The organism is Arthrobacter sp. Leaf69 (assembly GCF_001422645.1).
Taxonomy (GTDB): domain Bacteria; phylum Actinomycetota; class Actinomycetes; order Actinomycetales; family Micrococcaceae; genus Arthrobacter.
The window spans coordinates 727,467-749,814 of the sequence record NZ_LMLR01000001.1; the positions used below are offsets into that span (position 1 = coordinate 727,467).

Here is a 22,348-nt window from a genome sequence, read left to right on the forward strand (position 1 = left end):
CATGGCGAACCTGCGCGTAGGCCTGATCGGGCTGGGGATGATGGGGCGGCACCACGCCCGCGTCCTCCGCGAGCTGCCCGGTGTCGACCTGGTGGCCGTAGCGGACGCGTACGGCGATCCGCACGGAGTAGCCGGCGGACTGACCGTGCTGTCCTCGGTGGAAGAGCTTATTGCCGAGGGCCTGGACATGGCGGTCGCCGCCGTCCCCACGGGCATGCATGAGGAGGTAGGACTGGCCTTGGCCGACGCCGGCGTCCACACCCTCGTGGAGAAGCCGATTGCCGCAAGCACGGAGGCCGGCCAGCGCCTCGTGGATGCGTTCGAGGCCAAAAACCTCGTGGGGGCCGTGGGCCACATCGAGCGTTTCAATCCCGCGCTGCAGTCCCTGCGGAAGCGGATCGAAGCCGGCGAACTCGGCGACGTTTACCAGATCGCCACCCGGCGCCAAGGCCCGTTCCCGTCGCGCATCGCCGACGTCGGTGTGGTCAAGGACCTGGGGACGCACGATATCGACCTGACCGCCTGGCTCGCCCAGAGCCGTTTCGATTCGATCTTCGCCCAGGTCACCACGCGCAGCGGCCGCCCGCACGAGGATATGGTTGCAGCGACCGGGCAGCTGGAAAGTGGCGTCATCACGAACCACCTGGTGAACTGGCTTTCCCCCATGAAAGAGCGCCTGACCATCGTCACCGGCGAAAAGGGTGCTTTTGTGGCCGATACGGTCACCGCGGACCTGACGTTCTTCGAGAACGGCACCGTGGCCACCGAGTGGGAGTCCATGGCGGCATTCCGTGGTGTCTCGGAGGGCAACATGACCCGTCTTGCCATCGCCAAACCGGAACCGCTGCGCACGGAACACGAAGCGTTCCGCGACGCGGTCCTGGGGCTGCGCACCGACGTCGTGACCATGCGCGAGGGCCTGGACACGCTGCGCGTTGCCGAAGCCGTGCTGGAGTCCGCGCGCAGCGGGCGGATGGTCAAAGTCGCCGCCTCGTGACGGCGCATCCCCGTTTGAGGGTTGTGGTGGCCACCCGGCTCTTTACGCCGGAAGTGGGTGCCGCGGCCTTTCGTCTCCAGGCACTGGTGGACGGGCTGGTGGCAGCGGGGGCGGACGTGTCGGTGGTAACCACCCGCGCCCCTGGCGGCGCCACGGCCGGCAACGTTCCCTTCAGGATCAGTCGCTGGCCCGTGCTGCGCGACGGCGGCGGCAACGTCCGCGGCTACGTCCAGTACCTGAGTTTCGACGTGCCGGCCTTCTTCCGCTTGCTGCTGCAGCGGGCCGATGTGGTCGTGTCGGAGCCACCGCCCACCACCGGGCTGATGGTGGCCCTGAGCTCCTGGCTGCGCCGCCGGCCCTTCGTCTACTACGCGGCAGACGTCTGGAGTGAGGCGCTGTCCGCAACGGACGTGCCGGGCTTCGTCATCAGCCTGATGCGCCGTGTCGAGGGATTCGTCCTGCGGCGCGCCGCCCGCGTCATCGCCATTTCCGACGCGGTTGCCGAGCAGGTGGCAAGGTTCGACGTGCCGGCGGAGCGGGTGCAGGTCGTGGCCAACGGGGTGGACACCTCAGTCTTCAATCCCCAGGGCGATGCCGCAGACAGCGACCGGCCCTACTTCGCCTACACCGGAACGATTTCGGAATGGCAGGGAGCCGACGTCTTCATCCGGGCGTTGCCGCTGGTGCAGCGGAAATATCCGACGGCGGAGATCCGCTTCTTCGGGCAGGGCACCGACGAACCGGCACTCCGGGCGCTGGCGGACGAGGTCGCTCCCGGCAGCGTGGTCTTCGGCGGCGTCGTGCCGCCCCGGGAGGCTGCAGCCTGGCTCCGCGGGGCCGTGGCAGCACTGGTCAGCATCAAACCCGGTCAGGGCTACGACTTCGCCAAGCCGACCAAAATCTACGCGGCAGCAGGTTGCGGCGCCCGGGTCATCTTCGCCGGTCCCGGCGAGGGAGCCGCGGTGGTGGCCAACAACGGCCTTGGCGACGCTGTTGACCATGACCCGGATGCCGTGGCGGCTGCGATGATCGCCGCGCTCGAAGAGGAAGACACCGGCCGGGGACACCGCTCGCAGTGGGTGGGGGAGAACGCCTCACTGGCCGCCGCCGGCCAGGCCGCGGCCGCGATCGTCGCGTCGGTGGGGAGGACCCAACCATGAGAATCCTTGTGGTCACCACCTGGTTCCCCAGCCACGATTCGCCGGCGCAGGCCCCGTTCAATCTGGAACACGCGAAAGCAATCCAGCTCCGGCATGATGTCAGCGTCGTGCATGTGCGGCTGGGCAGCAGGCTGCCCGCAGCCGCAGAAACCTATGCCGGCCTCCCCGTGCAGCGAGTCTCCCTCAACCCCCGCAGGCCGTGGACGGCCGTCTCCGTGCTTCGCACACTGATGAGGGAAAGCTCGACGTCGGACGTGCTGCACACGATGGCCTTTTCCTCGGCACTCGTGGCGGCCCTGCCGGCAGTCCTGACACGGAAGCCGTGGGTTCACTCCGAGCACTGGAGCGGTGTCACGAACCCGCGGAATGTCGCCGGGATGTGGCCACGTTTCGCCTGGCTGCGCTGGGTGCTGCGTCTTCCGCACGCCGTGACAGGAGTGACGGCGGAACTGGTCGAGAAGCTGCAGGCGTTCGCGCGGCCCGACGCGGCGGTGCTGGTTCCGTGCGTTGTTGCCAACGAGCGGCCGTTGAAGCCGCTGCCCCGCGGCGACCGGCTGCGCCTGGTCGCTGTCGGCGGGCTTGTTCCGGGGAAGAGGCCCCTGCTGGCCATCAGGACCATAGCAGCGCTCAGGGACGCGGGCCACGATGTGCACCTCAATTGGGTGGGGGACGGACCCCTCCGTGGGGAAGCCGAAGACCTGATATCCGGGTTGCAGCTCGGGGAGAACGTCACGCTGGTCGGCATGGTCCCGCCGGCCGAGGTGTTCGGGTTTTTCGAGCAGGCCCATCTGTTCTTCCTTCCGACGGCCCATGAAAACTTCTTCACGTCCGCGGCGGAGGCACTTTCCGCCGGACGGCCCGTCGTCGTCCCCCGCGTCGGCGGCTTCACCGACTACGTGACGCAGGCGAACGGCGTCCTGGTGGACGACGCGTCCCCGGAGTCCCTGGCCGCCGCGATCCAGGCGGCCCGGCTGACCTTCGCCGGTGGCGACCCGTCGGCTATTGCCGCGCCCATCCGGGCCAGGTTCAGCCGGAGCACGGTTGGCATGCTGTTCGAGGACGTCTACGGCCGCGTGCTTGCCGGCACCGGAGCCACCGGGAGCAGGCATGGATAAGGATGCAACCGGTGCAGCAGTCCCGGCGGTGGACGTCGTCATCGCTGTGCACAGCAGCACGCGGCCTGTGGCGAGGGCACTCTCGTCGGTGGCCGCTGCCGGCCTTGAACTGAACGGTCCCGATGGAGTCCGGGCCACTGTCGTGTGCCACAACATCTCCCCGCACGAGATTTCGGGGAACGTCCCGCCCGAACTGGCCTCAGCCACCAGGTTCCTGGAACTCCGCGACGGGATACCCAGCCCGGCCGGGCCGTTCAACTATGGGCTTGCGCGGGCGACGGCTGAATTTGTCTGCATTCTTGGCAGCGACGATTCCCTGGAGCCCGGCGCCCTGCGCCAATGGCTGGAGCTGGCCCGCACCCATTCGTCCGCGATGGTCATCGCGCCCCAGCGCCATGCCGGCGGTGCACCGGTGCGGACCCCGCCGGTCCGGGTCCGCAGGCGGTTCAAACTGGACCCGGTCAAGGACCGCCTGAGCTACCGCACAGCCCCGCTCGGCCTCCTGAGGCGCAGCGAGATCCAGCGCTTGGGCCTGGAATTCAGCGCGGACCTGCGCACGGGGGAGGACCAGATATTCTCTGCCAAACTCTGGTTCGGTGGCGGCCGGATCGACTATGCCCGCGGGACAGGCAAGTACGTCGTGGGCGACGACGCGCGGGACCGGGTCACCGGACAGCGGCGGGACATCGGCGAGTTGTTTGCCTTTGCCCTGGAGCTCGTCGCCGACCCGTGGTTCGTCGCTCTTCCCTTAGCCCATCGTCGGGCGCTGGTCACCAAACTGCTCCGGGTCCACGTCTTCGGCGTGGTTCTCCCGCGTGGGGAACAAGGCGGCTGGACGGACGCTGATCGCGCAGAATTCGCACAGGTGACCCGAACGCTCCTGGCCGCCGCGCCGGGGGCAGATCGGCCCCTGTCCCTGGCGGATGCCCGGCTGCTCCGGAGCATCCTTACCCCGGGACCCCTGGCCGAGATGCTGGCGGCAGCCGCGGGGCGCCGCAGGTTCGGACGGCCGCAGACCATGATTGCATCCAGCCCAACAGCGCAGCTCGACCCCGAGGCGCCGGTGCGGTTCATGGCAGCGTCCGCGCTGCTTTAGCCGTACTCCGTGCCCTACGGTGCCCCTCCAGGCACCGAAAAACAACAGGGGCGGGCGCTGACGTCCTGCCGTCAGCGCCCGCCCTCACCGGCAGTACCGGGTCCTGCTACCTGCCCGACTGCGTGTTGAACTCCAGCAGCGCGTCCACGATCTTCTCTGCGGCGTGGCCGTCGCCGTAGGGGGCGGCGTCCGTGGGCTCAGGGGCGGGCCGCTTCACGGTATCGGCCAGGATGGACAGGTCATCGCTGACCAGGACATTCCAGCGTGATTCGAGGGTCTCCACCCACTCCGTTTCGGGACGGATGGTGGTGCATGGCACCCGCAACAGGAATGCTTCCTTCTGCAGCCCGCCGGAGTCAGTGACGACGCCTTCACTGTTCCGCACGGCGTTGACCAGCTGCGGATAGGCCAGCGGCGGGCAGGCCCGGATGCTTCCCTGCTCGAGTGTCAGTCCGTGACGTTCGGCCAGGCTGACCAGGCGCGGGTGGGCCAGCAGAAGCACCGGACGGTCCAGGGACGCCAAAGAGTCAAGGATGGCCTTGAGACGGGCCGGCGAGTCCGTGTTGTCGGGACGGTGAATGGTGCTGACGTAGTAACCGCCCGGCTCCATATCAAGGGGCAGGGGCTCGTTGCGGCGCTCCAGCAGCGACCGGACCTGGTACAGGACATCGGTCATGACGTCGCCGACGAGGACCGTCTTGCCGGCCAGGCCCTCATTGGCCAGGTGGTCCACGGCAACCTGGGTGGGCGCCAAAAGCAGGTCCGCCGCGTGGTCCGTCAGGACACGGTTGTGTTCTTCCGGCATGCGCCGGTTGAAGGAACGCAGCCCCGCTTCGAGGTGGGCCAGCGGAATGTGCATCTTGACCGCGGCGATGGCCGCGGCCAGTGTGGAGTTGGTGTCGCCGTAGACCAGGACACAGTCCGGCTTGGCCTCTTCCAGGATTTCCTCAAGGCCTCCGAGCATCGCGCCCGTCTGTGCCCCGTGCTTGCCGGATCCCACCCCGAGGTTGAAGTCGGGGGCGGGGATACCCAGGTCCCGGAAGAAGACATCACTCATGAGCTCGTCATAGTGCTGGCCTGTGTGGGCGATGAGGTGTTCTGCCCGGCCGGAAATGGCTGATGCGATCGGTGCGAGCTTTACGAACTGTGGTCTTGCGCCGACGACGCTGAGAATACGCATGGTCCTAGCTTAGGCGAAAGCCGCGCCCGGCCTTGGCAGCTGTGATCCGGCCCACCGGACCTAGCAGGCCGTGCCCGGTCAGCACGCGGTGACCCTGTAGAGTTTGGCCGCGCCCTGCTTGTCCACAAGTTCCACCTTGGCTCCCGCGGCAGTGGCGACGTCGACGAACGCGGGGTAGGACCTGGCCTCCGGGAAGTTGAGCATGTAGAAGTGGCCGAAGTCGAGGATGTACCGGACGTGCTCTTTCCCTGCGAGCTGGCAGGTTTCAGATCCGGTCTGCGCCGTTGTGATATCCTTCGCGATCTTGCGCAGTTCGGCATCGGGTCCCGGCGCAAGATGGTACTGCGTAACGTGGCGGCCGGAGACGGCGTAGGCCAGCGCCCCGCCATTGAACGGATTGACGCCGATGACGGCGTCTTCCGGGACAGTCGTGCCAAGCCGGGACATCAGGGCGAATTCATCATTGGAAACCGCCCAGCCCGGGACGAATGAATAGGTGTCGCGGATTTTGGTGGACACGGCGGTCAGCCCGGGATCATGGACGCGTCCCACCAGGGTGGAAAAGGCAAGGGCAAGAATGGCCGCCGCCGCGACGGCGTACAGGCTTCCGGATCCCCGGAACTGCGGCAGGCCAAGACGCCGGCCGGGAGATCGCCGCTCGGCCATGCGCCCAAGCCATCCCCTGACGGCGGACACCAGGCCGTCAGCGCCGACGCTGGCGAGCACAATCATAAACAGGGGCACCAAAGCCGCGAGCCGGTAGGGGTCCTGGTACCAGCTGCCGATGGTGAAGTGCCGGAAGCGGCCCTGATACATGAAGACCGCGACGATGTAGAGGGCGGCGGCGATCAGGGCACAGGCGATCATCCAACCACCACGCCGCCGCACGATGATGGTGACGATTCCCAAGAGGGCCGCTACGGAGGCGACCATTGTCGCGCTGCCGCCAAGGAGCGTGCCCGTCGCCACGTCTTCCACCGCCTGGGCCAGCGTCCGGCTGGGTTTCCAGTTGTCAAAGCTGAGGAGCAAAGCCTGCCAGACGACGAGGAAGGCTGCAGCCGCGGCGAACCCCCAGAGGACCACGAGTCCGATTGCCCGGGCGCCCGCTTTGGCGCGGATGCGGGCGCGGAGCTGGGCGAACCACGCGGCGGCAATGAGCGGGACGGAGAATGCCAGGAGCGCCGTGACACCGTTGGGCTGCGACAAGAACAACGCCGCAACCGAAATGAGCAGGAAGGACCACAGGCTGACGTTGTCCATGAATCGTTCGCGCCCGGCATTGAACAGCCCCACGAGGACCAGCAGCGCCAACGGCAGCAGGCTGTAGGCCAGCGTGTTGGGATACAGCGGGCCCCACTGGAGCAATTGCAGCGGGAACATCCAGAAACCGCCGCTCAGGGCACCCGCAAAAACAAGCGGCAGAACGCGGGGGCCAATGATGCCCCGGACCAGCATGATGCAGGCGAAGGGCCACAAGATCACGCTGACCGCCACGATCACGGCGTTCTGGCTGACGAAAACGTCGTTGTTGGTCAGTTGGGAAACGAGGGCAGCCAGGGAATGCCACACGGAGGGGTAGATGGCGATCCCGGCATCCGGGTTGAGCATCCGGCCCAACGTCAGCGACGACGCGCTCCCGGTTTCGAGGATGTACCGGATCGCGTTGAGGTGAAAAATGTTGTCGTACACCTGGGCGAAGTTTCCCGGCTTGCCGACGGCCGGCCACAAGCGGCTGACGATGAGGGCGGAGCCCGCAGCCATGCCACCCAGGATTGCCGCCCATTGGACGACGGGCGCCGCCGAGGCCGGCGCGACTGCGGCAACCCGGCCAGTGAAGAACCGCCGAAGCAGGAATGCCAGGCCGGTGCACACGGCTGTCACCAGCAGGTAGCTGAGAATCCCCCAGTCCAGCCGGAGCAGACCTCCGACAACGCCGGCAAGCCCGATGAGCCCGCAGGACGCCAGGGGTGCCATCGCCGCGGACGCGAAGCCCTTGGTGCCGAGTGCCCGCGCAAGAATTAGCCCGGGAAAGAAGAGCAGGAGTGCGGCCACGGCGATAGCGGGAAACGCCTGCCACCAGTTCATTAATGCTCCTGCCCGTCCGAATTACCGACTTGAGTCTAGCAAGCCGGGCCGGTGCCCTTGCGCCCGGGCGACTCCGGCAGCGGGCGGCACGGCGGCGGGGGTGCCGTCATTAAGGCGCGGCGGGCGGTGCCCGGAAAACGCCGGTCGCGGCCCGCAGTCGCTCGCTGACGTAGTGGCGAATGATCGAATCGCCGGACAGCGAGTCCAGCATCCGTGGGGTGAGCAGCTCCCCGCTCCGGCCGGAAGCCCGGTATTCCGCCGCCAGGACCCGCAGCTGCCGAAGGTCGCCGGCCGAGCCGGCCGCCTGGATAAGGGTGGCGTCACGCCGGCTGATGCTGGGAATGGAACCGCCGGCCAAAGACAGGACCCTTGCGGCCAGTCCGCGCCAGTACAGGCTTTCCCCGAGATCCCACAACGGGGCGCGGCCGGGGGAGTCGGGCGCATCCGCGCGCCGGAGCAAGGCCCCGATGCCGTGCACCCTCAGGATCTTGTGGGCGATGGCGCGCCGTTCCGCCGTCGACCCCTGCTGCAGCCAGTCCGCGGCAAGCAGGTGTTCCAGCCACGCGAACTCCTGCTGTAGCGGCCGGATGGAACTCGTCACGCGGGCCGGCCCGGAGTCATCGGTCTGCCGGTATGCCGGTGCGCCGTACGGGTAGCAGATGGCTCCGGAGCGGAACCACAGCCTCAAGGTAGGTTCAATGTCTTCGCCGGTCGGGACGCCTTCGGTGTAGCCGAACCCAAGGGCGAGCAGGCTCTCGCGGCGCAACAGGCCGTAGGGGACACTGCGGTACGCCAGCCCGTCGCGGAGGGGGTGGAGTACCAGGGGCTTCGACGGCCTAATTCGCGGCGACGGGAGAATGTTGCCTGCAGGTGTCCGCAGCGGTGCGATCACGGCCGCGGCAGTATGAGCCTCGGCCACCTCCCACCAGGCCAGCAGCGAACCGGGTTCCAGGTAGTCATCCGAGTCAAGGAAGCTAAGGTAGGCCGCGCCGCTGCGGCCCAGGGCGTAGTTGCGGGGGCCGGCCGGTGACGCCACGCCGTCGGAATGGCTGAGATAGGTGACGCCGTCGACGCCGGTTTGAAACCCGGGGCCGGACAGGCTGTCCGCGGCAAGGTTGTGCAGCACCACCGTCACGTGCACATCGACACCGCGGGCGGCCAGCGCAGCGCGCTGGTCAAGGACGGACGCTATTCCGCGCGCTACCGGCCGCGCCGGGTCATGGACCGGGATGACGACTTCGATGCTTTGGGTCATGGACTACAAACTCCTGAGCGAGGGTATTTGGGGAGTCCCGCGATAACCTTACTGGGTGCAAAACGAAACTCGGGATTCCGTCCACGCCGCCCGGGGAACGTCCCCCGCTGTCCGAAGCGCGGAGGCTGGGAAGACACCCGATCCCCGGGTACTGCAATTCAACGATTGCGCTTTTGTGGCCCGGAACATGGTCCGGGCGGCCGCCCGGGCCGGCAAGAAATGGGACTACTTGCCGCCGGAGCAGGTGCGCCCCATGACGGCCGCGCCCGCCAACCCGGTCCTGGCCCGGGCACGCTTTGTTCCGTACGTTGCCCGGCGGGCGGCAAAGCTGTGGACGGCGGATGTTGTCCACGTCCACTACGCCACCAGCGCGCGGTTGCTCCGCGAACGGGGGATGCCGAAGCGCCCCTACGCCCTCACGCTGCACGGTACCGACATCCGCAAACAGTGGGCCGACCCCCACTTCCACGATGAGATCCAGCGCGCCATCGACGGCGCCGCATACGTTTTCTATGCGAACAATGACACCGCCGAAAACGCGGTGGCCGCACGGCCGGATGCCGAGTTCCTGCCTGCGCTGGTCGATGCGGCCAGCCTCCCCGCCTGGCAGCCGGACGCACGCCCGAACATCCTGTTCGTCTCGCGCTGGGACGAGGACAAAGGGATGGAGCGGCAGCTGAGCCTCGCCCGCCAGCTCCGCCGGGCCGCCGGTCCGGACGTGAGAATCCTTGGACTGAACTGGGGACCGGGTGCCGGGCGCGCGGCCGAGGCAGGCGTGACGCTGCTGGACCGTATGTCGCAGGAGGAATACCACCGTGTGATGTCCGGTGCGCATGTCGCCGTCGGCCAGGCCACCAACAACTTCGCCACCAGCGAGTTCGAGGCCCTTTGTATGGGGCTGCCGCTCGCCGCAGTGGGGACACGCCTTTCCCGGCCGGACGACGGCTCCACGCCCCCGGTCCTGGAGGGAACAGAGGACGACGTCGTGGCGCAGGTCCTCGAAGCGCTCAAGGACCCCCGGGGGTGTGCGAGCACGCTCGGCGGGTCAGCGTGGGCGCTGCCCCGCTACGACGCGGCAGCCTACGTGGACCGCCTGGAGAATCTCTACCGGGGGATCGCGGGCCGCTGAGGAATCCTCGCAGCGGATGGAGCGGCGCTAACGCCACGGACGCTTACAGCGCGCGTGCCTCCGGGCGTGCCGATTCCCCCGCCGCGGGGGAGCCCGCCGCCGGGTCGTGGAGACCCGCGAGGGCGGCCTGCTGGGCGAAGTCGGGATTGGCGCGGATGACTTCCTCGAACGTTCCCTGGGTAATGACGCTGCCGTCCTTCATAAAACAGATCCGGTCGTTGTTCCGGACGGTGGAAAGGCGGTGTGCCACCGAAATGACCGTGATCTCACCGTGCAGTTCGCTGATCGCGTTCGCAACCGCGGCTTCCGTGGACGTGTCCAGTGCACTGGTGGCCTCGTCGAGCACCAGCACCAGGGGGTCCATATACAGTGCACGGGCGATGCCCAGGCGCTGACGCTGACCGCCTGACAATGCCAGGCCCCGCTCGCCCACCCGGCCATGGACTCCGCCGGCGCGGGCATCGATAGTCTCGAGGAGCTGGGCGCGTTCCAAGGCTGTCCGGACGCGCTCTTCGTCGATGTCGCCGCCCCAGCTCAGGGCCACATTCTGGGCAACGGAGCCGTCGAAAATCGCCACGTCCTGGGGTACATAGCCCACCCGTTTGCGCCAGTCAGCCAGCACTTCCTCGAGCGGCACGCCGTCGAGCGTCATGCTGCCCTTCGACGGGGTCAACAAACCGAGGAAGATGTCGATCAGGGTCGATTTGCCGGCTCCGGACTGCCCCACGATTCCCACGGACGAGCCGATGGGCAGACTGAGATTGATCTTGGTGACGGCCGGGGTTTCGGCACCCGGGTAGGTGAACTCAACATCCTTCAGCTCAAGCAGCTTCGGTTCGTTGGTGATCGGAGTCTTACCGAGTTTCTCGGCGTTCTCCCGCAGTACCGCAGCGTCTTTGATGTCGCGCATCACAGTCTCGGTATAGGGGAGGGTCGACTGGACCAGGGTCAGCTGTCCCTGGACCGTGGTCAGGGCGGGCACCAGTTTGAAGCCCGCGAGGCCGAAGATAGCCACGGACGACATCGCGGCTTCCATGCCGCCGATCATGAAGCCGACCGCGCCGATCAGCAAAAAGCCGCCAATCAGGGCCATATCGATGACGAACTTGGGGACCGCGCTCATGAACCGGATATTCGACCGCGACCGGGCGGCCCGTTCACGGCTGTGCAGGACGATGTTGCCGACTTCCTGGGCCTTGTCGCGGAGAGTAATCTCCTTGAGGGCAGCGAGCATTTCGGCCACGAGGGTGGACATGCGCATCGCAGCATCACGGTTCACCCGTCCGGCCTCATACGACTTCTTGGAGAGCCACAAGTACAGGAACGCGGCGATGATGCCGAGGTAGATGACCGTCACCAGAGCGGTCTGCCACGACGCGACGACCAGGACGATCAGGACTGATACGAAGGTCAGGGCCTGTGCCGGAAGCGTCACCGCAGGGAAGAGGACGCCCGAGACGGTGTTCGCGATTCCGACGTCGATCATCCGGACGAGTTCCGTGGTGGAGCGCTTCATCCGTTCCGTCCAGGGGGCGCGGATGTAGCTCTGGAAGAGAATGGAGCCAATCTCCAGCTCATAGTCGGCGAACTTGCGGGTGGACACCCACTGGAGCCAGATATTCAGCACGGATTTCAGGATCATCACCAGTGCGGATCCGACCAGGATCAGCAGGCTGAACTCCTGGGTGACGTCACCGAAGACCGGCAGGGTCATCGTTCCGCCCTTGAGGATCTGATTCAGGACAAGCGCAAAAACGCCCAATGCTGCCGCGTCGAGGAGCGAAAGAACCGCCGAGAGCACACCAAAGAGCAGTAGGAACCGCCTGGCGTTGGCGGGCAAGAGAGGCAGCAGCTCGCGCATCGTGCGGCGCAGGTGTTTCAAGGAGTACTCCAAGACGGCGGTGGGAAGAATCCATCCCATACTACGCGGCGTGCTGCCGCGGCCCCCGTTCCCGTCAGGGACGGGTGCCGCTGTGAAACAGTGGCGGATCCGCTGCAGGAGGGGCCTGACGGGCCACCCGCGGCCAAATGAGATGATGGACATCATGAGTCAGAAGATCCGAGTCACCCAACTGTTCGACTGCGCCGACGTCGCGAAAACGCTCGTGGCCGAAGGCCGCAGGCAGGGCCAGCCGTGGAGGCTCATCCAGGGACCATGGACGCGCGGCGGGGGCAAGGCCGCCTACTACCGGTTCCGGGCCGAACAGCTTCTGGCGTACCCGGGAACCAGCATGTGGCACGTGAATATGGGCGGGCGTGCGGTCTGGGCGCGGGGCGCCCTGTCCCGGCCCTATGCGTTGACCCTGCATGGCACCGATATCAGGGAAAACTACTGGCAGGACCAGCACCACCAGGCGATGAAAGCCGATATCGACGGCGCGGGCCACGTCTGGTACGCCACCCCGGACCTGCGCGAGAAGGCCGAACGTGCCCGGCCGGACGCGGAGTACCTGCCGATCCCCGTCAACATGGCGGAGCTGCCGGCGTGGGTTCCGGCGCCCCGGCCGCGGGTCATTTTCCCGTCCCGCTGGGACGCCTCCAAGGGAGGGGACACGCTGCTGCAGGTCGCGGCCGACGTCGTCGCCGCCGTCGGGGGCCCCAACGGGGCGGACATCGTCGGCCTGGATTGGGGCGACCGGGCGGCCGAGGCCGCGGAACTGGGAGTCAGACTCATTCCCAAGATGCCCAAGCAGCAGTTCTTGCAGGAAATCGCGCAGGCCCATGTGGCGGTGGGGCAGGTGGCCGGCATCCTGGCCACGAGTGAGCTAGAGGCCATGGGGATCGGCGTTCCGACGATTTTCGCAGACCAAGTGGACGGCTACAGCGCGGATCTGGCCACGATCAGTGTCAGCCGTTCCGACGTCGGCCAGGCGGCGCGCGAGGCCTTGGCCGATCCCGTGACGACGTCGCAGAAGCTGCAGGGTCCGGAATATATCCGGGTCCACCACGGAGCCGCGGGCATGATCCCGACGCTCGAGGCGGGCTATGCCAAGGTTCTGGGCAGGTCCGCATGAGCAAGCCGCACCTGCTGTACATCGCATTCGCGTTTCCGCCGAGCACCGCCTCGTCCGTCTACCGCTGCACGGCGGTGGCCAATGCCTTCGCCGAGGATGGCTGGGACGTCACGGTGCTGACCCTGGACAGCAACATCTGGTCCGAAATTTCCGGAGTTGACCAGAAACTGGCCGACTCGGTGGATCCCCGGATCCGCATTGTCCAGGTGGACGACGGCGGATCGGAGGAGCCTGCCCGCGGCGACCTTCGCCGGTTCTCCCGGCTGCGGATTGAAGCGCCCTACGTCTGGAAGGAAGTCATGCGGCGCCGCGGGCGGAGGGACTTCCCGGAAGACTTCCATGGCGCGTGGTTGGCCCCCGCCAGCAAGGCCGCGCGGGAAGTCCACGCCGACAAACCGGTCGATCTCGTGATGGCGTCGGCGAGCCCTTACGTGGCGTTCGGGGTCGCGCGTTGCCTGGAGGGGGTCCCCTACATCATGGATTACCGCGATGCCTGGGCCTTCAACACCATCACGGGGGCGGAAGACTTCGACACAGGGAGCGAGCGCGGAAAACTGGAAGCGCAGTTCCTGGCCGAGGCCGCCGGTTCGTGGTTCGTCAACGACCAGATCAGGGATGAATACGCCTCCAGGTACCCCGAATCCGCAGCGACAATGCTGGTGGTGCCCAACGGCTTCGACCCACAGCCGGGACACGCCGCGCCCGGAATCCGGCGGACCCAACACCCGCGCTTCGGGTATTTGGGAACCCTGCAGTACGTCAACATGCCGATGGCCGAGTTCCTGCAGGGGTGGGGCATAGCATTTCCTGGTCCCGATTCCAAGGCCGAGGCGGTGTTCCGTGGCAAGCTCAGTGCCTCGGGAGCGGCTGGCGCCGAGGTCCTTGAGACCTTCGGGTCCGCGTCGCGGAACGGCTTGACGTACGAGGGGCCGATTTCGAAGCGCGACGTAGCCCGCTTCTACGGCTCGGTAGACGCGCTCCTGTTGTTGCTGTCCACCGGAAAGTTTGTGACCGGAGGCAAGACCGCCGAGTACCTGGCGACCGGGCTGCCGATCGTCTCGGTACACGATCTGGGCAATGCCGCCACGGAGCTGCTCCGCGACTATCCGTTGTGGTTTCCGGCCAAGGACCTCTCTCCGGGGAGCATTGCCTCAGCCCTGCAGGAATGTGCCGACGCGCTGGCTCATCCGGACAGCGCCGTGTGGGATGCCGCCTGGGAATACGGCCAGAAGTTTGCCCGCAGCGCCATCTTGGCACCCGTCATTTCGGATCTGCGCGACCTCGTGGGCCACCCGGTCCAGAGGCCGCTGGCGGAAGAAAAGAGTAACCCCTAGCCATGAAACCAACCGGAAATCTCCGCCTGGGCATCGTTGTAGGCCGCAGCTCGCACCCTCAGGCCACGCTGGACAACCTCTGGAGCCGTGCCCTGGAGTCCGTTGAACCAGCGGACCGTCAGCTGAGCGTCACCGCCGCCTACGTTGCCGGCGCCGGTCCGGCCTTGGTGCCGTCCGCCCCCGGACTGGAACTGGTGCCCGTGGTGCCGGCCGGGCCGGGACGTCTCGCGGCAGTCCTCGATGCCCTGTCCCGCAAAGGTGGTCCGCTCGGGATCGCGGGGAGGCTGGCAAGGGACAACTGGGAATCCCGTCAGCTGGCCAAGGCCATAGCGCGCAGCGCCGGGCTGCAGACGGCGCTGCTCGGAGCCGATGTGGTCGTCGCCGCCGACGTCGCCGCCAACCGGGCCGTCTGGCAGCTCAGGCGCCGCACGGCCGCCCCGCTCGTACACGGCCCGATTGCCATGATGCACGCCCTGCGCCGGATAGCGGAACGCTGAGCCGCCCCAGTCAAACGTGCCGTCTGTGGAATACTTGATGGGTGAGTCGCACTTGGATAGTCATACCTATGTACAACGAGGCCTCCGTCGTTGGCGGGGTGATCGACGGACTCCGGAAGGAATTTCCGCACGTCGTGTGCGTCGATGACGGAAGCAGCGACGGTTCGCAGGAAGTGGCCAGGCAGGCCGGCGCGGTAGTTGTCCAACACCCGGTCAACCTGGGCCAGGGCGCTGCGCTCCAGACAGGGTTCGAGTATGCGCTGCAGGATCCCGAACTCGACTGCATCGTAACGTTCGACGCCGACGGGCAGCACCGGGTTGAGGACGCCAAGGCCATGGCCGACCGCGTGCGGACCGGCGAAGCCGACCTCGTACTCGGCTCACGGTTCCTCGACGGCCGCACGAAACTTTCCCCGGCGAAGCGGCTGGTGCTGCGGACCGCTGCGGTCCAGTCCCGCATGGCCACCGGAATGGCGCTTACTGACGCGCACAACGGGCTGCGCGCCATCGGGCCCGATGTGGCCCGCAAGATCCACCTCACCCAGAACAGGATGGCGCACGCCTCCGAGTTGATCCACCAGGTGTCCGAGATCAGCCCTCGGTGGGTGGAACACCCCGTTGAGATCATCTACACCGATTACTCAAAGGCAAAAGGCCAGTCCTTGCTGAACTCCGTCAACATCATCGCTGACCTCCTGTTTAGGTGAGAAATTGCAAATCATCGTCCAAATAGTTCTCGTCCTTGCCGTCATCGTCGTCTCCCTGGCGCTTATGCGGGGCGGTTCAAATGCCCGGCACCTGGCTATCCGCCGGATCATGCTGGTGATTTTCGCGGTTGTGGCCGCCCTGTCGATTTTCTTTCCGGAGCTACTCACCATGCTCGCCCGGTCCCTCGGAATCGGCCGCGGAACCGATCTGGTCCTTTACGGACTCGTCGTCAGCTTCATGGTCTTTATGGCCACGACCTACCAGCGCTTCCGGCACATGGAGACAACGCTGACGCAGCTTTCCCGGCGGATCGCTATCGACGAGACCCCGCGTCCCTGGCTCAAGGATGCGCCGGCGACGCCGTCGACCGTGTTCTCGGAACGAGTGCAGGAAACTGAATGACGGACCTCGGGACGCGTTCGGACAAACAAGAGGCCATCGCCGCCTCGCGTGACTACTCCCTCGACATCCTGAGAATTCTGAGCATTTGTGGCGTCGTCGCGATCCACCTCTTTGGGTACGTCCTAGGGCACTCCGCGCCCCAGTCACGCAACTGGTGGCTGGCGGCCGGGTTGGACATCCCCTTCATCTGGGTCGTCCCGGTCTTCGTGATGATCTCCGGCGCCCTCCTGCTGGCGCCCCGGAACACGGCCCTGGAGCCCCGGTCTTTCTACCGGAAACGCGCGGTAAGGCTGCTGCCCGCCCTGATCGTGTGGCATTTGGTCTATCTGATCGGCGTCCGGGGGCTCATGCGCGGCGAAGACCTATCGCCGGCCAGGGTGGTCCAGCTGCTCCTCGACGGCTCCGTCTTCACCCAGCTGTATTTCCTCTGGCTGATTCTCGGCCTTTATGCGGTCGCTCCACTTATCTCGGCTTTCCTGCAGGACGGGGGACCGCGACGTGCCCAGGCCCTCGCGGCCTTCCTGCTGGCTGCCACGGCGCTGGTGTATATGGTGCCCGGAATTGCCGCGTCACTGGGCTTCGCCCGGCCGATCAGCCTGAACATCTTCACCCACTGGCTGCCCTACGTCGGCTACTTCGTGGCTGGCCGCGCGCTGCGGGACGTCAGGCTGAGGGGCCGGTCGCTGTTCGTGGCCCTCCTGGCGGTCGCCGGCCTGGCGGCGCTGTGTCTGTGGCAGTACGGACACCGGGGACAAGCGGGCGTGCTGAACGCGGTGGCGCCCGTCAGCTACGTCTCGCTGACCGTGATGTTGCTTGCCGTGGCCGTGTTTCTGTCCGCCACGTCCAGCTTCAGCCGGCTCACGCCGGGACGGGTGACCGGGCGGATGCTGATCACCCTCTCCAGCGCTTCCTTTGGAGTGTTCCTGGTCCATCTGCTGATCTTCGAGATCATCAGGCTGAACGTGCCCGCAGTCTACGACGGAAGGTCGATCGTGGCGGGCTTCGCCAGCTACGCGGTGACGCTGGCCTTGAGCTTCGCCGTAGCCGTCCTTGCCTCCCGCATTCGCTTCGTGCGGAGTATTTTCTAGCCGCAGGCTTCGGCGCCCCGGTGCTCGTGAGGAGCGGCCGGACGTGAGGGGCGGCCTCCCGGTCTGGAATGATGGAGGCATGACAGCCTTGCCCCGACTTCTCATCATTTCGTTCTCACCGATCCGGTCTGACCCCCGCGTGCTCAAGCAGGTGGCGCTCTTCCGCGGGAAGTACCACCTCATCACGTGCGGCTACGGTGCTGCACCGGAAGGCGCCGACGAACATTTTGCGTTGTCGGCGGATGCGGTCGGGTGGCCCTCGGACAGGATCGGACTGCTCGGGCGCCTGTACCGGCGCGCCTACGAAAAGATGTCCGCGGTCCAGCAGGCGCGGCAGCTGCTCGCGGGACTGTCCGTCGACGTCGTGCTCGCCAACGACCTGAACACGCTGCCGGTGGCGGTGGACCTGAAGCCGAAGTACGGGGTGCATTCCGACCTCCACGAGTTTGCGCCGAAGGAAAAGGACGACGACCTCAAGTGGCGCCTGTTCGTGGCACCGTTCATGCGGTGGCTTTGCCGAACCTACCTGCCCCAGGCCCGCTCGCTCACCACCGTGGCTCCCGGCATCGCGGCGCAGTACACCTCAGATTTTGGAGTTGCGGCGCAGGTGGTCACTAATGCGGCTCCCTTCGCGGCGGGAACCCCGAAGCCTGTCGGTGAGACGATCCGGCTGATCCACAGCGCCGCGGGCCAGCGTTACCGGAAACTGGAAAACCTTATCGAGGCGATGCGCAGCGCGCCGCCGGGCGTTGAACTGGACATGATCGTGATGCCCAACGAGCCGGCCTACGTCGCCGAATTGAAGCAGGCGGCGGCTGACGTCCCTGCGGTGCGTTTCCGCGAACCGGTGCCGTACGCCGAACTGGTCAAGACCCTGAGCGGCTACGACGTCTCGCTGGTGTTCCTCCCGCCGACCAACTTCAATATGGAGAACGCCCTGCCCAACAAGTTCTTTGAGGCGGTGCAAGCCCGGCTGGGCGTGGTGGTGGGACCCTCGCCTTCGATGGTGGAAATCGTCAAGGAATACGGCTTCGGTACCGTCACCCCGGACTTCTCACCGTCCGCGCTGGCCACGACGATCCAGTCGCTGGACCGCGAGCAGATCATGGAGTGGAAGCGGGCGGCGGACCGTGCCGCGGGACCGCTGGCGGCGGAGTCGCAGGTGAAAATCTGGGAAGCTGCGATCCGCGACCTGCTGCCTGCCGCGGAGTCCGCGGCCTCCTGAGCCTCGGCTGGTGCCCGGGGCTGGTGCCCGGGCGCCCGTCCCTTGCTAGGGCAACGCGCCCACCTGCGTTGCAGGCCAGTAGCCGCTGTTGCGCCCGGGCGCCCCGGCATAGAACCACAGGCTTCCGTTCCGATTCACAGCTGCCAGGTCCGGGGTCCCGTCGGCGTTGAGCCGGCCCGCCCCCAGCAGGATGGAGTAAGCATTCCACCCGGAGGTGCCGATCTTCTGCCCGGGGCGGTAGCCGGGGCTGGTGCCCGAGACCTTCCCGGTTCCGGCATAAAACCACAGGGTTCCATCGGGACGTATGCCGGCGAGATCGTTGATGCCGTCTCCGTCAAGGTCCTCGACGCCGGCGACGGAGTGGAAGCTTGACCACCCGGATCCGACCTTGACGGCGGGGGAGTACCCCTCATCTGTTGCGGACACCTTCCCGGTGCCGTGGTAGAACCAGAGCGTGCCGTCCGGGCGGATACCGGCCAGGTCGTTCTTGCCGTCCTTGTCAAAGTCACGGGTTGCGACGAGCTTGCTGTACACATTCCAACCCGTGCCCACCTTCCGGCCGGGGGAATAGCCCTCACGGCCGGCGGACAGATCCCCGGTGCCCGCGTAGAACCAGAGACTTCCGTCGGGCCTGACGGCGAGGAGATCACTTTTCCCGTCGCCGTTGATGTCGCCAGTGCCGACGAGCTTGGTGTAGGCGTTCCAGCCGGTCCCGATCTGGCGGCCGGCGGCATATCCGTTGGTCCCGGTTGAGGCGTAGAACCAGAGAGCGCCGTTCTTGGCTACCGCCAGGAGATCAGGCCGCTTGTCACCGTTGAAGTCCTGAACGGACTCCACGATGGGGAAGTTGTTCCAGCTGGACGTGCCGATGTTGACGGCCGGTTTGTACCCCGCTTCATTCATGCCGGTTCCCGCGTAGAAAAGCAGCGCGTTGTCACGACGGCGGGTCAGCAGGTCCGCCTTGCCGTCGCCGTTGCCGTCGCCGGCTCCCAGCACGTCCAGGAAATTGTTCCAGCCGGAGGTACCGATCCGGGTGCCCGGGGCGTAGCCCGGGTTCGTCGCTGAGACAGCGCCTGTTCCGTCGTAGAACCACAGGCTGCCGTCGGTTTTCGTGGCGAGCAGATCGTTGGTCGGTTTGCCGCCGAAGTTCCGGACGCCGACGATACTGATGTACGCATCCCAGCCCGACGAGCCGATCTTTAGTTCCGGAGCGTAGCCGCTCTGCGTCGATGACACGGCCCGTGTGCCGGCGAAGAACCACAGCGTCCCGTCCTTCTTGGAAGCGACAAGGTCGTTCCTGCCGTCGCCGTTGAAGTCCCTGACGCCCGCGACCTGGCTGAAGGCGCTCCAGTTGGTCGTGCCCATCTTGATGGCCGAAGCATAGCCCTGGCTTCCGGCACCAACCGTCCCTGTTCCCGCATAGAACCACATGGAACCGTCCGGTTTGATGGCGGTGAAATCGTTCCTGCCGTCGCCGTTGAAGTCTCCGACGCCGACGATGCGGGAGTAGATTCTCCAGCCTGAGCCGATGCGGACGGGGCTCGTGAATCCGCCCTGGCCGTTGCCGGGGTAGAACCAGAGCGTGCCGTCAGCGGCAATGCTCAGCAGATCGTTGCGTCCGTCGCCGTTGAAATCATCCACCGGGGTGTTCAGGCTGGCGCCGGAATTATCGGCGAAGCGCCGCAGCCCTTCGTAGTCGCCGTTCCAGACGTTGGAGTCGCCGGCGAACGGGCCGGACTCGCTGTACTGCCAGAGGGAGTAGGCGCTCCAGCTTGAGGGCAGCGGGCCGGCGTAGTTGCTGGCCGAACTCGGCCAATACGCGGTCCAGAGGGGGTAGTCGCCGAAACCCGCGGCATCGCCCACGCATTGCTTCCACCAGTTGGTGTTGGTGTAAATCACCGGGAGCCGTCCGGTCAGCGCCTTCATGGTGTTTCCGAAGTCACGCACCCAGCTCGTCAGCTGGCTGGCAGACCGGTCGTAGCAGCTGTTGCCCTGGTAGAACCCGTCGATCGTTTGCCCGGCGTACGGGTTGGCCTCGAAGTCGAGCACCGGTGGGAGCGTATAGCCGTCCGCGCTCCAGCCCCCTCCGTTCTGGACGAAGATCCTGGCCTGATCAGCTCCCGACGAGGCCAGCGGGTTGGCGAAGTGGTAGGCGCCCCGGATCATGCCCACCTGGCGGGCACCTTTGTACTGGGCAGCAAAAGTGGCGCTCGTGTAGTAGTTGCCTTCCGTGGCCTTCACGTAGGCGAAGCGTGCGCCCAGTTTCCACTGTGTCTGCCAGTTGACGTCCGCCTGCCACTTGCTGACGTCCAGGCCTTTGACGCCAAAAGTGGGTGACCAGGTCCCCTCGGTCGCCGGCGCTGACTCGGCCTGCGCGGCGCGCGCGTCCTTGAGGCTTTGGCCCATCTCGGCGCCAGCAGGTCCGGCCGCCGCTGCCATGGCATCCCGGTAGCTTGTGGTGGTTGGCGCGGGCGCCGGGGCCGCTTCGGTCGTGGCGGCCGGCGGGGTCGCCGTCGGAGAAGGAACCGCCGACGCCGTCGTGGCCGGAACCGACGTCGTCGTCGCCGTCGGAGCGGGTGCCGACGTCGGCGCTGCGCTGCCTGCTGAGGGCGACGGCGTGGGGGTCGGCGCGGTGGCGACCGCCGGCGCCGGAAGGCCCACCACGGAAACGGTGGCCACAACCAGGGCTGCCAGGGATGTGACCAGCGACGTGCGTCGTTTTGCCAGGGTCGGGTTCGGCTTCATGTGTCTCTCCGGAGCAACGACGCGCTCCGGAAAACACGTCATCTAGTTCACGATGACCGGTGGTCCGCTCAGCGGACACCGAAAAGTCAATATCGGTGGGTCTTGACGCGGCCACGGTAGCACCGGCATGTCAGTGAGGCCAGAGTTGCCAGTGTTAACTGTGTGACTTGTAATCATTCCGTTGTGCGCCCGCCGCGCCGCGACCACGGCGAAGCAACTTAGACTGGAACCCATGAAGGTATTGGTTACCGGCGGCGCCGGCTACATCGGATCCCACACGGCGCTTTGTCTCCTCGAGGAGGGGCACGACGTTGTAGTCCTCGACAACTTGATGAACTCCAACCAGGAATCCCTTCGCCGGGTGGAGGAGCTCACGGGCAAGAAAGTGGACTTCCGCGAGGTCGATTTGCTCGACGCCGCGGGTGTCGACGCGGTCTTCGCCGAGGGAGGCTTCGATGCCGTGATCCACTTCGCCGGGCTGAAGGCCGTCGGGGAATCGGTGGAGAAACCGCTCTGGTACTACCAGAACAACGTGGTGGGAACTTTGAACCTGCTGCACAGCATGGACGCGGCGGGCGTCCGCCGTCTGGTCTTCAGCTCCTCGGCCACCGTCTACGGCGCCTCGGAGGAAGTGCCGCTCATCGAGAAGGCCCCCCTGGACGCCACCAACCCGTACGGCCGCACCAAGGAACAGATCGAGGACATCCTTACCGATGTGGGTGCCGCAGACCCGCGCTGGAGCATCGCGCTGCTGCGCTACTTCAACCCGGTGGGAGCGCACGAGTCCGGCCTGATCGGCGAGGACCCCCGCGGCATCCCCAACAACCTGCTGCCTTTCGTGGCCCAGGTGGCCGTGGGGCGCCGCGAGAAGGTCATGGTGTTCGGCAATGACTACCCGACGCCGGACGGCACCGGGGTGCGCGACTACATCCACGTGATGGACCTGGCCGCCGGGCATCTGGCCGCGCTGGGCTATTTGCGCGACAAAGCCGGGGTGTTCCGCTGGAACCTCGGCACCGGCCGCGGCTCCTCCGTACTTGAGGTCATCGAGGCGTTCGGCAAGGCCGCCGGCCACGCCGTGCCCTACGAATTTGCCCCGCGCCGGCCCGGCGACGCGGCCGTCAGCTACGCCGATCCGTCGGCTGCGCTCGCCGACCTGGGCTGGTCCGCGCACCGGAGCCTGGCGCAGATGTGCGAGGACCACTGGCGCTGGCAGAGCAGCAACCCGCAGGGCTACGCCACTGTTCCCGAAACTGCCGGGGTAATGGCGAAGTAGCGCTCCGGGCAGCGGCGTCCGCCGCCCGGCCGGCGCCGCTGC

General features: G+C 66.6%; 19 protein-coding genes. 14 read left to right on the plus strand and 5 right to left on the minus strand.

Annotated features, from left to right (window positions below; translation table 11 throughout):
* The first annotated feature begins 1 nt into the window (after position 1).
* From ASE96_RS03340 to ASE96_RS03355, 4 genes are read left to right on the plus strand one after another with little or no spacing between them, the layout of a single operon-like run.
* Positions 2–997: a Gfo/Idh/MocA family protein gene (locus ASE96_RS03340; protein WP_056425884.1), complete on the plus strand. Its 996-nt coding sequence runs from the start codon at positions 2–4 to the stop codon at positions 995–997.
* Entirely contained in the window at positions 994–2,157 is a 1,164-nt protein-coding gene (locus ASE96_RS03345) for a glycosyltransferase family 4 protein (protein ID WP_056425885.1), read from the plus strand. Before ASE96_RS03340 ends, ASE96_RS03345 begins: the two co-directional genes overlap by 4 nt.
* Positions 2,154–3,272 carry a glycosyltransferase family 4 protein gene (locus ASE96_RS03350; RefSeq protein ID WP_056425888.1) on the plus strand — a complete coding sequence of 373 codons (1,119 nt, stop codon included), beginning with the start codon at positions 2,154–2,156 and terminating at the stop codon, positions 3,270–3,272. Before ASE96_RS03345 ends, ASE96_RS03350 begins: the two co-directional genes overlap by 4 nt.
* A complete protein-coding gene (locus tag ASE96_RS03355; protein ID WP_156367478.1) occupies positions 3,265–4,368 on the plus strand; it encodes a glycosyltransferase in 1,104 nt (367 codons plus the stop codon). The genes ASE96_RS03350 and ASE96_RS03355 overlap by 8 nt, the downstream gene beginning before the upstream one ends.
* A 106-nt stretch (positions 4,369–4,474) precedes the next feature.
* Here the strand turns inward: ASE96_RS03355 and wecB are convergent, their stop codons facing one another.
* The 3 genes from wecB to ASE96_RS03370 all read right to left on the minus strand — a co-directional run bounded on the left by wecB (position 4,475) and on the right by ASE96_RS03370 (position 8,888).
* Complete coding sequence (gene wecB / locus ASE96_RS03360) at positions 4,475–5,548, minus strand: non-hydrolyzing UDP-N-acetylglucosamine 2-epimerase (RefSeq protein ID WP_056425894.1); 1,074 nt, start codon at positions 5,546–5,548, stop codon at positions 4,475–4,477.
* A gap of 78 nt (positions 5,549–5,626) precedes the next feature.
* Positions 5,627–7,633 (minus strand): DUF6541 family protein, encoded by a 2,007-nt coding sequence (locus ASE96_RS03365; RefSeq protein WP_056425897.1) that lies wholly within the window; start codon positions 7,631–7,633, stop codon positions 5,627–5,629.
* Between the two features lie 109 nt (positions 7,634–7,742).
* Positions 7,743–8,888, minus strand: a complete 1,146-nt coding sequence (locus ASE96_RS03370) for a glycosyltransferase family A protein (RefSeq protein ID WP_056425899.1) — start codon at positions 8,886–8,888, stop codon at positions 7,743–7,745.
* A gap of 55 nt (positions 8,889–8,943) precedes the next feature.
* Here ASE96_RS03370 and ASE96_RS03375 point away from each other — a divergent pair, with 55 nt between their 5' ends.
* Positions 8,944–10,017 (plus strand): hypothetical protein, encoded by a 1,074-nt coding sequence (locus tag ASE96_RS03375; RefSeq protein ID WP_200912974.1) that lies wholly within the window; start codon positions 8,944–8,946, stop codon positions 10,015–10,017.
* A gap of 43 nt (positions 10,018–10,060) precedes the next feature.
* On the opposite strand, the gene ASE96_RS03380 is transcribed toward ASE96_RS03375, so the two are convergent.
* Positions 10,061–11,938: an ABC transporter ATP-binding protein gene (locus ASE96_RS03380; RefSeq protein WP_235500089.1), complete on the minus strand. Its 1,878-nt coding sequence runs from the start codon at positions 11,936–11,938 to the stop codon at positions 10,061–10,063.
* 124 nt (positions 11,939–12,062) lie between these two features.
* Here ASE96_RS03380 and ASE96_RS03385 point away from each other — a divergent pair, with 124 nt between their 5' ends.
* From ASE96_RS03385 to ASE96_RS03415, 7 genes are all read left to right on the plus strand, one after another.
* Entirely contained in the window at positions 12,063–13,031 is a 969-nt protein-coding gene (locus ASE96_RS03385) for a hypothetical protein (protein WP_156367479.1), read from the plus strand.
* Complete coding sequence (locus ASE96_RS03390; protein ID WP_056425905.1) at positions 13,028–14,365, plus strand: glycosyltransferase; 1,338 nt, start codon at positions 13,028–13,030, stop codon at positions 14,363–14,365. Before ASE96_RS03385 ends, ASE96_RS03390 begins: the two co-directional genes overlap by 4 nt.
* Positions 14,366–14,367: 2 nt before the next feature.
* A complete protein-coding gene (locus ASE96_RS03395) occupies positions 14,368–14,862 on the plus strand; it encodes a hypothetical protein (protein WP_056425906.1) in 495 nt (164 codons plus the stop codon).
* Between the two features lie 68 nt (positions 14,863–14,930).
* Positions 14,931–15,569 (plus strand): glycosyltransferase family 2 protein, encoded by a 639-nt coding sequence (locus ASE96_RS03400; RefSeq protein ID WP_056425908.1) that lies wholly within the window; start codon positions 14,931–14,933, stop codon positions 15,567–15,569.
* 4 nt (positions 15,570–15,573) lie between these two features.
* Positions 15,574–15,972, plus strand: a complete 399-nt coding sequence (locus ASE96_RS03405) for a DUF2304 domain-containing protein (protein ID WP_056425911.1) — start codon at positions 15,574–15,576, stop codon at positions 15,970–15,972.
* A complete protein-coding gene (locus ASE96_RS03410) occupies positions 15,969–17,060 on the plus strand; it encodes an acyltransferase (protein WP_056425914.1) in 1,092 nt (363 codons plus the stop codon). Before ASE96_RS03405 ends, ASE96_RS03410 begins: the two co-directional genes overlap by 4 nt.
* Before the next feature lie 79 nt (positions 17,061–17,139).
* Positions 17,140–18,285 (plus strand): glycosyl transferase, encoded by a 1,146-nt coding sequence (locus ASE96_RS03415; RefSeq protein WP_056425916.1) that lies wholly within the window; start codon positions 17,140–17,142, stop codon positions 18,283–18,285.
* 45 nt (positions 18,286–18,330) lie between these two features.
* Here ASE96_RS03415 and ASE96_RS03420 read toward each other — a convergent pair whose 3' ends face one another.
* The gene (locus ASE96_RS03420) at positions 18,331–20,724 is read right to left on the minus strand and encodes a GH25 family lysozyme (RefSeq protein WP_056425921.1); all 2,394 of its coding nucleotides are present in this window, start codon (positions 20,722–20,724) and stop codon (positions 18,331–18,333) included.
* Between the two features lie 19 nt (positions 20,725–20,743).
* On the opposite strand from ASE96_RS03420, the gene ASE96_RS19455 reads away from it, so the two are divergent.
* Both ASE96_RS19455 and galE read left to right on the plus strand, forming a co-directional pair.
* On the plus strand, positions 20,744–21,076 hold the full coding sequence (locus ASE96_RS19455; protein ID WP_235500090.1) for a hypothetical protein: 333 nt from the start codon (positions 20,744–20,746) through the stop codon (positions 21,074–21,076).
* Positions 21,077–21,262: 186 nt separating this feature from the next.
* On the plus strand, positions 21,263–22,306 hold the full coding sequence (gene galE, locus ASE96_RS03430; RefSeq protein WP_056425927.1) for a UDP-glucose 4-epimerase GalE: 1,044 nt from the start codon (positions 21,263–21,265) through the stop codon (positions 22,304–22,306).
* Positions 22,307–22,348: the final 42 nt, after the last annotated feature.